The sequence below is a fragment of the Chelonobacter oris genome, from assembly GCF_000772535.1.
Classification (GTDB): Bacteria; Pseudomonadota; Gammaproteobacteria; order Enterobacterales; family Pasteurellaceae; genus Chelonobacter; species Chelonobacter oris.
Map to the genome: position 1 here is coordinate 172291 of NZ_JSUM01000003.1, position 12386 is coordinate 184676.

9 protein-coding genes and 1 tRNA gene are annotated in these 12386 nt (G+C 45.3%); 7 read left to right on the top strand and 3 right to left on the bottom strand.

Annotated elements, in window-relative coordinates; genetic code table 11:
• Window positions 1-202: 202 nt before the first annotated feature.
• Window positions 203-1621, bottom strand: a complete 1419-nt coding sequence (locus OA57_RS02225; RefSeq protein WP_034612865.1) for a sugar porter family MFS transporter — start codon at window positions 1619-1621, stop codon at window positions 203-205.
• Window positions 1618-2751 (bottom strand): carboxylesterase family protein, encoded by a 1134-nt coding sequence (locus OA57_RS02230; protein WP_052122336.1) that lies wholly within the window; start codon window positions 2749-2751, stop codon window positions 1618-1620. The genes OA57_RS02225 and OA57_RS02230 overlap by 4 nt, the downstream gene beginning before the upstream one ends.
• 118 nt (window positions 2752-2869) lie before the next feature.
• Between OA57_RS02230 and OA57_RS02235 the strand changes: the two genes are divergently transcribed.
• The 3 genes from OA57_RS02235 to OA57_RS02245 all read left to right on the top strand — a co-directional run bounded on the left by OA57_RS02235 (window position 2870) and on the right by OA57_RS02245 (window position 7506).
• Window positions 2870-3769, top strand: a complete 900-nt coding sequence (locus tag OA57_RS02235) for an AraC family transcriptional regulator (RefSeq protein ID WP_034612868.1) — start codon at window positions 2870-2872, stop codon at window positions 3767-3769.
• 124 nt (window positions 3770-3893) lie between these two features.
• The gene (locus OA57_RS02240; RefSeq protein WP_034612871.1) at window positions 3894-4337 is read left to right on the top strand and encodes a YhcB family protein; all 444 of its coding nucleotides are present in this window, start codon (window positions 3894-3896) and stop codon (window positions 4335-4337) included.
• A 76-nt stretch (window positions 4338-4413) separates the two neighbouring features.
• Window positions 4414-7506, top strand: coding sequence for a beta-galactosidase (locus OA57_RS02245; protein WP_034612874.1), 3093 nt, complete (start codon window positions 4414-4416; stop codon window positions 7504-7506).
• 61 nt (window positions 7507-7567) lie between these two features.
• Here OA57_RS02245 and OA57_RS02250 read toward each other — a convergent pair whose 3' ends face one another.
• The gene (locus OA57_RS02250; protein WP_034612877.1) at window positions 7568-9061 is read right to left on the bottom strand and encodes a leucyl aminopeptidase; all 1494 of its coding nucleotides are present in this window, start codon (window positions 9059-9061) and stop codon (window positions 7568-7570) included.
• Window positions 9062-9235: 174 nt separating this feature from the next.
• Between OA57_RS02250 and lptF the strand changes: the two genes are divergently transcribed.
• The 4 genes from lptF to OA57_RS02270 all read left to right on the top strand — a co-directional run bounded on the left by lptF (window position 9236) and on the right by OA57_RS02270 (window position 12311).
• Window positions 9236-10342, top strand: coding sequence for an LPS export ABC transporter permease LptF (gene lptF / locus OA57_RS02255; RefSeq protein WP_034612879.1), 1107 nt, complete (start codon window positions 9236-9238; stop codon window positions 10340-10342).
• Window positions 10343-10344: 2 nt separating this feature from the next.
• Window positions 10345-11421, top strand: a complete 1077-nt coding sequence (gene lptG, locus OA57_RS02260; protein ID WP_034612882.1) for an LPS export ABC transporter permease LptG — start codon at window positions 10345-10347, stop codon at window positions 11419-11421.
• A gap of 185 nt (window positions 11422-11606) precedes the next feature.
• Window positions 11607-11691: transfer RNA gene (locus OA57_RS02265), tRNA-Leu, on the top strand.
• A gap of 161 nt (window positions 11692-11852) precedes the next feature.
• Window positions 11853-12311, top strand: coding sequence for a DNA polymerase III subunit chi (locus OA57_RS02270; protein ID WP_034612886.1), 459 nt, complete (start codon window positions 11853-11855; stop codon window positions 12309-12311).
• The last annotated feature ends 75 nt before the right edge of the window (window positions 12312-12386 follow it).

The window sequence follows — 12386 nt, forward strand, 5'->3', positions numbered from 1 at the left end:
TATAAAAATTTTTAAACCCTGTGCCTGACAAATTCAAGCACACCTATAATTGACTTGCTGCACCCCTTCGAGTGAGAACTCAATAAACTTACTTGGCGGGAAAACCAAAGTAAAATACAGGGTCGCAAGATTATACGTGAAATGATTTTAAAAGAAAACCTTTTAGCCGGTAATTTAAGCTAAAAGGCGGATTATTTTTGAATTATGATTTTGTGTGAATATTGACCTCCTCCAGTTCCCGATTGCCGGTTTCCGGAATTAAGCGCTTGACCATAAAATACGAACCTATGCAGCAAACACCGTAGAAAAGATAGGTCGGGGCAAGCCCGAAGAATTGTAACATCGGCGGAAAAGTCCATGTTACGATCACGTTGCCGATCCAGTTTGCGCAAATTGCGATTCCCAATCCGGTGGTGCGAATTCGATTCGGAAAGATTTCACCCAGCACAACCCATATTGCCGGCCCCCAAGTGCAGCAGAAGAAGATATAAAAAATATGTGCGCTGATAAGTGCGCCCCAAGATAACAGCGGGGCGAGTTCTAAGCCGTTTTCGCCTTGATTTGCGCTCATAAAGATAAAACCGGTGATCCAAAGAGAAACGCCCATGCCGATTGAACCGATGAGCAGGAGTTTACGCCGTCCGATTTTGTCGATATACAACATGCCGATGATGGTCATCAATACGCCGATAAGTGTTGTGCCGATGGGAACGGCAAAGGATAATGATTGTGAAAAACCGACGGCGCTCCAAAGTGACGAAGCATAATACAGAATAATATTAATGCCGGTAAATTGGGCGACGAAAGCGAAGCAAACTCCAATCCAAACAACCGGAATAAAGAGCGTTTTGGATGATAATACATTTTTAATCGAAATCATTTCATCTAAATTGCCCAAGCTGTGTCGGATACTGAGAATTTTCGCATCGGGTGCCTGTTCTCCGCTGTATTTGATTAAAACCTGCTTTGCTTCTTCAAGTTTATTTTTACTGACGAGATAACGTGGCGATTCGGGAAGTTTTAATGCCGTCAGGCCATAAAGTGCGGCGGGGAAAATCTCCACCAGCAACATCCACCGCCATGCCGATAATCCGCCCCATAACGGGGAGTTTGGTGACCCTGCCAGGTTGGCCATAAGGTAGTTGGAAATGAAAGAAACCAGCAAACCGATCGCAATTGCCAGTTGTTGCAAACTGCCTAAACGCCCGCGTAAATGCGTCGGGGAAATTTCAGCAATATAGGCCGGTGCAATGACGGCGGCGATACCCACACCGACTCCGCCGATTAAACGCCAGAAAGAGAAATCCCACAATCCAATGGCGAGTGCCGAGCCGATTGACGAAACAGAAAACATCATAGCGGCCACCAACATGACTTTAACCCGACCGAAGCGCATTGCCGCAAGTCCGGCATACCATGCGCCTATGGCGGATCCGATGAGAACGGAAGCAACGGCAAAGCCGAGTTCGTTTGATGTCAATCCGAAACCAAATTCTTCGCTGCGGATAGAGTCGACCGTACCACTGATGACAGCGGTGTCAAAACCAAACAGAAAGCCGCCTAATGCTGCGATAATTGAAATATAAATAACCGCACTTAAACTGTTTGTTCTTTCGTTCATAACGTTCTCCTTTGTTGGGTTAGCCAATGAAAAAGGGATATTCCTTCGAAGTCGGGGCTATTTTCATAAAGTGCTAAAAAGACACAATGCGGATCAAGCGTTATAGCTTGAATATGGATGTCGGCATAATAAGTGACTTGTATACGGCGGCTATCTTTTAAATATTTCACGATATAATCGGTGTGCTGAACCGGCACAATTTGATCATGTCGACTGTGTAATAACCATAGTGGGATTTTTTTGAGTGGTTCCAATTGATTATCGGAAGGGATTTTTGCGGGACAGGCAATAATGCCGGCCGCAAAGATATCCGGTGCGTATGATAATAATCGTAAGGCTTGATATCCCCCCATTGATGCACCGATAACATACACTCGATTTACGTCTATCCATTTATTTTCCCGAATAATTTTTCGCACTAACTGGAAAATTGTTTCGGTGTAATCCCGACTACCGTAATATGTTTTTCCGGCTAACGTAAACGTGTCTAACCAAAAATCCGGGCATTGAGGTGCTAAAATATATGGGTAATCAAAATAATGTTGAATATCGGGATCAACAAATGTTGCCACACTTCGATCAGCTAAAAGATGGTTTTGGCTTAAACCGCCTTCTCCCGCACCGTGTAGAAAGAGGATTAATGGGTTTTTACCTTGTTTTTCAGGTGAATATAAACAATAACGGATATCTTTAAATATATTATCGGCGAATTTGTCTGTTTCAAGGCATTTGACCGCTAGGAAGTGACAATTTCTCATCACCTTATGTTCAATGTTTCTAATAGGTGTATTGAATTTCAATGAAAAGTGCGGTTTACATTGTATTTGGCAGAGGTTTTCTTTATCAAACTTCAAAAGTTTTGTGCTCACATTATCAATGTTTTGCGCAATAAACAGGATAAATTGCGATGAAGAGCGTCTTTCACAAAATGCAATTGGAATCCGAATCCGGTTATGATCAGTATTTTCACTGGTTAAATAGAGGGTTATACTTTCTTTTCCGAATGTAAAACTGTCGGATAGCGGGGATTTAAACGTCAGTCTGAATTTTGTTATCCTTGCGCCAAATATTCCGATTTCAGCAATCGGCAGGCATTCGCAATCGGTTTCATCTTGATATTTAACGTTCATGTTGACTATTCCATTATTGTTAAAAAATAAATCAATATGATAGTATCAGGTGTGATTTGGTCATTTCTAACACAATCTTCGCTATTTTTTATCATAATCGTATTTTTAGGGGCTAATCATGAAAATTACGTTGAAATTGATGAGTGACTCTGCTGAAATTATTCAATCTTATCTTCCCTATGTACGGATTGGAATTCAATGCAATAAATTATCGGATTTTAATGAGATGCGCGCGTTGTGCCATTGGCATGATGATATAGAGCTAGTGAAAATACTTAAGGGTGAAATGTGCTATTATGTTAACGGCAAAACATTTATTTTAAAAAAAGGAGATGGAATAATCGTCAATGCAAAAGCCATGCATTATGGTTTTTCGTCGTCAGGACAAGATTGCGATTTTATTTGCGTCTTAATTAATCCTGTTATTTTTGGGATTGAAACAAGGTTATATCAAAAGTTTGTAGCGCCGATTATTCATAATAAAGCACTGGAGGCCAATTATTTATCATCGCAGCAATCTTGTCAGGCCGAAATTTTGCAGCAAATTGAAAAATTAGGCGAGCTTTATTTAACGGCAAAAAATTTAAATATTGAAACCGATATGTTATGTGTGGCGGCGGCATATTATTTATGGAATCAGTGGTTTGATTTGGTGAAGGAGGATTTGGAAGACAATCTGACCGAGCCGGAAGAGGTAATATTACAGAAAAAAATGACAATGTTCATTCATCAGAACTACATGCACCCGATAAGGCTGGAAAACATTGCCGAATCAGCGTATATCTGCCGTAGTCGCTGCTGTAAATTGTTTAAAAAATATGCCGGGCAGAGTCCGATGTTATTTTTAAACGCCTATCGGATTGAAGTCAGTCAAGCCCTGTTGTCGAATACGTCGTTGAGCATCACCGAGATCGCCTTACGCTGCGGTTTCAACCATTTGAGTTATTTTTCTAAACAGTTTTTTATGCTGAATCAATGCACGCCCAACCAATTTAGAAAAAGAGTGAGAAATGCGTAACCGATCGGCAATAAATTTGTGAGCAAAGTTGCAAAAAATGACATTTAGCAGTTAGTTTTTTGAAAAAAATGTTTATAATTTTAAATGGTTATCTGGGATTGTATTTTACGTTAAGGAGAAATGAATGAATACCGAGCTGTTACAGAATGTGTGGGCTGTAGGGATTATCGGGGCTGTTATCGGTTTTATCTTGGCTTATATCGTAATCAAAATGACCAACGGTAATGTGCGCAAGCAGTTAAAAACCGAGTCGGAATTAAAACAGGTGAAAACCGAAGTCGAACAGCAAAAGGTCAAAATCGAGGAGCATTTCGCAGAAAGTGCGGATTTGCTGAAATCGTTGGCACAAGATTATCAGCGCTTGTATAAACATTTGGCAAAAAGTTCGGCGGACTTACTGCCGGAGGATACCGCCAAAGGCATGTTTGACGCCGGCGCATTGTTGGAGCGGTCGCAAACGGAAACCGCACTTGAGGTGTTGGTCGACGATGAAGGCATAGAAGAAAAAGCACCGCCGAAAGACTATTCCAAAGGTGCTTCCGGTTTGTTGAAAGCCAAAGACGCTTGATTTAACTCGGTTTATTTAAAAGGCAACGAATCATTCGTTGCCTTTGAATTTTGATTTTTGAATAAGAGAACGTGGTATGCGTCAATTTAATGAGATTATAAATGCAAGGGAGTGGGAAAATCAGCGGGTAACCTCCTCGTTATCCAGAATGTCTGCCCATTCGCCGTTAAATGCTTACGCCGATGTGCAAAGTGCGGTCGCCAAATCCGAATCACCTTTTCGTCGCCCGTTAAACGGCGACTGGCAATTTCAGCTGTTTGAGAAGCCCGAGGCGGTGCCGGAAGCCTTTATACAACCGCACTTTAAGGGGGAAGATTGGGCAACGGTCGGCGTGCCGTCAAATTGGCAATTGCAAGGTTTTGATAAGCCGATTTACACCAATATTCAATATCCGTTTCCGAATAATCCGCCTTATGTTCCTGAACTAAACCCGACCGCTTGTTACCGCACTGCTTTTGTGCTGCCTGAAGGGTGGCAAGAGCGGCAAGTGCGGATCAATTTTGACGGTGTCGGCAGTGCCTTTCATCTGTGGTGTAACGGGCGTTGGGTCGGCTATGCGCAAGATAGTCGGGTGGCGGCGGAATTTGATCTCAGTCAATGGGTGCGGTCGGGGGAAAACCAGCTGGCTGTGATGGTATTGCGCTGGAGCGACGGATCTTATTTGGAAGATCAGGATATGTGGTGGCTGAGCGGTATTTTCCGTGATGTTACCTTGCTCGGCAAACCGCACTTGCATATTGCCGATGTCGATCTGTGTGCCGATTTGGATCCGATCTACCAAAATGGCTGTTTAACGGTACAAACCCGATTAAACCGAGATGATGATACGGCAAAAGTGCGGTTACAGCTGTTTGACGGTGAAACCTGTTTGCTGGAGACAACCGACACCGTCAGCCGGCAAGCGGCAATCGATGAAAAAGGGCGCTATCGCGATCGTGTCCGCCAACAGCTTTATGTTGCACAAATTCAACCGTGGTCGGCGGAAATACCGCACTTGTACCGCTGTGTGGTCAGCTTGCTTGATCAACAAAACAATTTGCTGGATTGCGAGGCTTATGATGTCGGTTTCCGCAAGGTGGAAATCAAGCAGGGGCAATTGTTGCTGAACGGTAAGCCCTTACTGATTCGCGGCGTAAACCGACATGAACACCACCCTGAACGCGGTCAGGCGCTGACGCGCGAAGACATGTTGCAAGATATTATCCTGCTCAAACAGCATAATTTTAACGCCGTGCGTTGTGCGCATTACCCGAATCACCCGCTGTGGTACGAACTGTGCGATCAGTACGGTTTGTATGTGGTGGACGAAACCAATCTGGAAACGCACGGTCAATCGCCGATGCGCACGCTTTCAGATGATCCCGATTGGTTGAATGCGTATCTGGAACGGGTTGTCCGCATGGTAGAGCGGGACAAAAATCACGCCAGTATCATTATCTGGTCGCTCGGCAATGAATCGGGCATCGGCAATAATCATCATGCGATGTATCAGTGGTTGAAACAGCGTGATCCGAGCCGTCCGGTGCAATATGAAGGTGGTGGCGCCGATACGGCGGCAACCGACATTCTCTGCCCGATGTATTCACGGGTCGAGCAGGATCAATATTTCCCTGCGGCGGCTGTCAACAAATGGGCGATCAAAAAAGCGATTTCGATGCCCGGTGAACAGCGGCCGTTAATTTTGTGTGAATATGCTCATGCCATGGGCAACAGTTTGGGCAATTTTAGCCAATATTGGCAGGCATTTCGGCAATACCCCCGTTTGCAGGGCGGTTTTATCTGGGATTGGGTCGATCAGGGGCTGACGAAATATGATGAAGACGGCAATCCTTACTGGGCATATGGCGGCGATTTTGACGATAAAATTAATGATCGCCAGTTCTGTATTAACGGTTTGTTATTTCCTGACCGCACTTTGCATCCGGCAATGCATGAAGTGAAAAAAGCACAGCAATTTTTCCAATTTAGCTTAGAAAAAGTGACGCAAGGTTATGCGCTAACCGTAACCAGCGAATACCTGTTTAAAACAATCAAAGACTGTTTTTTGCACTGGAAACTTAGTGCTAACGGCTTTCCTATTCGTTTTAATTATAGCGGATTAAATTTGCCGCCGCAGGGCAGTCAGACAATCTTGATTCCGCTGGATATTCATTTATTGCCGGAAACCTTGTATCTGATTGATGTAGAAGTAATTTTAAATCAAACGCAGTCATGGGCGGACAACGGTTTCAGTTTAGCCAAAGAGCAATTTGTATTGCCTGATGTTATTGCATTAAGTGAACCGCACTTGGTACAAGAACAACAACTGGCATTGCCGTTGATCACTGAAAGTGCGGATCAGTATTGGTTGCAAGGTGAGGGTTTTACCTTAACATTTGATAAACAAAGCGGACTGCTGCAGAGTTGGAAAAAACAAGATCAGGAACAATTGGCGCAACCGTTACGCAATAATTTTTATCGTGCGCCATTGGATAATGATATCGGTACTAGCGAAGCGCACTATGTCGAGCCGAATGCGTGGATCAGCCGTTGGAAAACATCGGGATTGTGGACGTTAGAGGAGAAATGCTTAGATTTTCGCTTGGAAACGCTAAGTGATTGCCTGCAAATTCGTGCGATCCACGGTTATTACTATCAAGAAAATTTATTATTAAAAAGCCAGTGGATCTTCCGCATTACACAAGACAAACTGAATTTGGATATTCAAATTGATGTTGCAGACGGTTTGCCGTCTTTGCCGCGAGTAGGCGTTGAATTGGCATTAGTCAATAGTGACAGCCGAGTGAAATGGTTCGGGCGCGGGCCGCATGAAAATTACCCTGATCGCAAAGAATCGGCACATATCGGGCAGTATGATTTAAGCCAGTTTGACATGCATACCAACTATATTTTTCCGAGTGAAAACGGGCTGCGTTGTGATGTTCGGGAGTTGAATTTTGCCGGTTTGAAGGTGACGGGGCATTTCCATTTTGCCGTCAGCCGTTTTAGTCAGCAAAATCTGGCGGCGGCGCGCCATACTTGCGATTTGGTTGCCGACCCCTGTGTTTACCTGCGTCTTGACGGTTTCCATATGGGCGTGGGCGGAGACGATTCTTGGACGCCGAGCGTACATACGGCGTATCAATTGACGCAGCGACAATACCGCTATCGGCTACAATTCGGGCTATAAAACAAAAAGTGCGGTTATATCAATACCGCACTTTGGTTTATATAAGCCGTTTTAAAGCAAATTAAACGGTTGCCTTATTCAACAAATATTGCACTAACAATGAAACCGGCCGGCCGGTAGCGCCTTTTTCAGCACCGCTTTTCCAAGCTGTGCCGGCAATATCCAAATGCGCCCAAGCATATTTTTGAGTGAAATTGGATAAAAATGCGGCTGCGGTAATTGCACCGCCCCAACGCCCTCCGATATTGGCAAGATCAGCGAAGTTTGATTTCAGTTGTTCCTGATATTCTTCACTTAGCGGTAAGCGCCATGCCTTATCTTGCGCTTGTTCAGCGGCTTTTTCCAGCTGTTGCGCAAGTTCGTCATCAGGAGAAACCAAACCACTATTGTGTTGCCCCAACGCAACCACACAAGCCCCGGTCAGTGTCGCCACATCAATCACTACCTCCGGTTCAAAACGTTCAACATACGTTAATGCATCGCACAACACCAGCCGCCCTTCGGCATCGGTATTCAATACTTCAACCGTTAACCCGTTCATGGTGGTTAAAATATCGCCCGGTCGGTAGGCGTTGCCGTCCGGCAGATTTTCGCAGCCGGCCAACACCGCAACGATATTCAACGGTAATTTTAATTCGGCAACCGCTTTCATCACGCCGTAAACTGCGGCGGCACCGCCCATATCGTATTTCATTTCATCCATTTCCGCTGCCGGTTTCAGTGAAATACCGCCGGCATCAAAGGTTAAGCCTTTGCCGACCAGTACAATCGGTTTGGCAGTCGGATCGGGGTGGTTTTTATAGTTGATCAGCGACATAAATGCCGGATTTTGCGAACCGCGCGAAACCGCTAAATAGGCATTCATGTTTAATTGCGCCATATCCGCTTCGTCAATAATGGTGGTATGGATAAGATCGGATTCCGTTGCCAGTGCTGTTGCCAATTCCGCCAAATATGCCGGATTACACACATTCGGCGGGCAATTCGCTACATCTTTTGCGGCTTTGACACCGGCGGCAACCGCGCTTGCGTGCTGAATAGCTTGGCAGACTTTACTTTCATCGGATTGTTCGGCATAAAAAGCAAGCTGTTCCAACGTATGACGGGTGTCGGATTTTTTAGTTTTGAATTGCTCGAATTGATAGCGATCCCGTTGTAACGTTTCCAGTGCAAACCGCACTTTCCAATAAGTTCCGCGTTGGGCAACGTCGAGTTCGGTTAAAAAGCAGACCGCACTTTGACTGTTGCTGCCGCCGACAGCGGCAAAGGCTTTGCTGATCAGGGTTTGATATCGACGTTCGTTTAACGCTTCCGGCTTACCGCAGCCGACCAGTAAAATCCGTTTTGCAGTGATATTCGGCACATTGTGCAGCATTAACGTTTGTCCGGTTTTGCCTTCCAAATCACCATTGCCGAGCAGCTGGCGGATATAATCGTTGGCGGCATCGTTCAATTGTCGGGCAATGGTACCGAGTTGTCTGTTTTCATAGACGGCGACGATCAGACAATCGCCGACTTGTTTTTCCGGTGCGTTGTGAGTAAAGGTGAATTGCATACGGTTCTCCTGATAATTTTTATTGTTGTGATGATAAAAATAAGGGTATCATTATACGATTTATCGCAACGAATGAAATTGAATTGATAAAAAAGTCTCGGTTTGGCGCATAGTTGCCGTTTTTCGTTGTCTTAACCGTAATCCGTTTTATCAAACAATCCAAAAGGGCCGACAGTGATCTTACTTAAATATTTAACCAAAGAAATTTTCAAAAGCCAGATCGCCATTCTGTTTATCCTGCTGTTGATTTTCTTTGCCCAACAATTGGTGCGTGTACTCGGTTCCGCCGTGAACGGCAATGTGCCGTCTGATTTGGTTTTTTCGTTACTCGGATTGGGGATGCCGACGATGGCGCAATTGATGTTGCCGTTGTGTCTGTTTATTGCGATTTTAATGACGCTCGGCAGGCTGTATGCCGACAGCGAAATTACGGTGATGCGCGCCTGTGGTGTCGGACAACGGATTTTAATGCGGGTGGCGTTGCTGCTGTCGCTGTTAACCGCCGCATTGGCGGCATATAATGCCTTTTGGCTGTCGCCGTGGGCGGTTGAAAAACAAGTCAAGTTATTGGAGCAGGCAAAAGCCAATCCGACCTTGTCGGCATTGAGTGCGGGGCAGTTTATCAGCAATAGCGACGGCAATTTTGTCCTGTTTATCGATCGGGTGGACGAAAATACGCTTGAAAATATCTATCTGTTCCAAATGCGTGAACGCGGCAATATCAAACCGTCGGTTCTGGTGGCTGAAAAAGGTCATCTGGATGCGTTGCCAAACGGTGATCAGATTTTAAAGCTGGATAACAGCGAACGGTATGAAGGCAGTGCAATTTTGCCGGATTTCAAAATTACCCATTTTAACGATTATCAAGCTTATTTGGCCTTTACCTCGGTAGATTCTGCAAGTGATAAAATCGAGCGGCTCAACGTCGGTCAATTATTGGCGGACGATTCGGCTGAGGCGAGAGCGGAATTGTGGTGGCGCATATCGTTGGTATTGGCGGTGCCGTTGATGGCGCTGCTGGCGGTACCGCTGAGCAAAGTCAATCCGCGTCAGGGACGCTTTGCCAAAATGCTGCCGGCATTGCTGCTGTATCTGATCTATTTCCTGTTGTTGAGTTCACTCAAATCCGCCGGCACCGGCGGCAAACTGGACGCTGCGTTGTTTATTCCGTTGGTACATCTCGCCTTTTTACTGATTGCGATAATGTTAAACAGTTGGAACAGTGCATTTATATATAAAGTCCGTCACTTCTTTGCCCCGAATTCAGCGTTGGAGGATTAAGTATGTTTGGTGTATTGGACCGCTATATCGGGCGGACGATCTTCGGTACGATTCTGATGACATTATTAATGTTGGTCGGGTTGTCCGCAATTATCAAATTTGTCGAACAGTTCCGAGATGTCGGCAAGGGCGGTTACGACAGCTTACAGGCGGTATATTATACCTTGCTGACCATGCCGCGTGATATTGAAACGTTTTTCCCGATGGCGGCATTATTGGGCGCTTTAATCGGACTGGGGGCGTTGGCGGCCAGCAGCGAACTGGTGGTCATGCAGTCATCCGGTTTTTCGCGCTTGAAAATCGGTCTGTCGGTGATTAAAACCGCCATTCCGTTGATTTTGGTGATTATGCTGTTGGGCGAATGGGGTATTCCGCAAACCGAACAGTTTGCCAGAAATATGCGTTCACAGGCGATTTCCGGCGGCTCGCTGCTTTCGGTGCAAAACGGCATTTGGGCGCGCGACGGTAATAATTTTGTTTATATTCAGAATATGAATGATGAAAATACACTGAATAATATCTACATCTACCAATTTGACAGTGAACGTAAGCTCAAAACCATGCAGCACGGCAATCAGGCAACTTATCGTCAACAAGACGGCAGCTGGGTGTTTAACCAATTGAGCGAAACGGTGATTGAAGGAGACAATATCCAAAATCGAAACTACCTTAATCAGGCGTGGCAATCCAGCCTCACCCCGGACAAATTGTTAAGTGTCAGCCTGAAAGCCACGTCATTATCCATTAGCGGATTGAACAACTATGCGACGTTTTTGAAAGAGAGCGGGCAAGACTCAAAGCAATTTGAATTGCTGTATTGGCGTAAACTGATGCAGCCGCTTTCCGTTGCCGTGATGATGTTGTTGGCATTATCGTTTATTTTCGGCCCATTACGCAGCGTAACCACCGGCGCACGGATCGTAACCGGTATTGTTTTCGGCTTTGCATTCTATGTGATCAACGAAACATTCGGACGAGTAACCGTGGTGTTTAATATTCAGCCGATTATCGGGGCAATATTACCAAGCTTGCTGTTTTTGGCATTGACCTGGTGGTTGCTGAAACGTAAACAGGGCTGATTTTCAACGTATCTCAAACCGCACTTTAATCATGATTTGGTTATAAAAAGTGCGGTATGTGGTAAGAAACAAACAAGTTGTCTAAAATTGAAGCGAACGAATGAATATTTTAAATTTTGCACTTGCAACTTATGCTGATAACCGTATAATGCGCACCACTGACAGCGATTATGTTTATCAGCGTTGCCTGGGTGGCGAAATTGGTAGACGCAGTTGATTCAAAATCAACCGCCTTCGGGTGTGCCGGTTCGAGTCCGGCCCTAGGCACCACTGATAAATATAATCCTCAAGCCCCGATTTTTAATCGGGGCTTTTTTGTTTGTTCGGATCAAGGCAAACCGCACTTTTGCTTTATCTCAAGCCGCTTTTTCGTTAAAATCAATCGATTTGGATCGGACTTATTTTATCTAAGGGAATGCGGGCGGAATTTTATGGCAAAACTGGCGCAGTTTTACATTTTACAGCACACTCAGGCTTCGCAGCAGGCAGGGACGGTTGCGCTTTCGATGTCGGAATGGCAGGCGTGCGAACTGGCGGCAGACGCTTGGCGGGCGGGTAAACGGGTGCTGATTGCCTGTGAAACGGAGCAGCAGGCACTATTGCTGGACGAAGCGCTGTGGCAGCGTGATGCCGAGCAGTTTGTGCCGCATAATTTATCGGGCGAGATCACGACATATGCCACCCCGATTGAAATTTGTTGGCTTGGCAAGCGCAACAGTCAGCGCCGGGATTTGCTGATTTCGTTACAAAGTGCGGTGCCGGATTTTGCCAACAGCTTCAATCAGGTGATTGACTTTGTACCGGCGGAAGAACGGCAGAAGGCGCAGGCGAGAGAACGCTATAAACAATACCGCCAATTGGGCTTTGAATTAAGCACCCTACAGGTTTAACCCGAATACGCAATATTTTTCACTAAAGTGCGGTCGGCAGCATAACCGCACGTTACTATTCGACTTTATACAAGA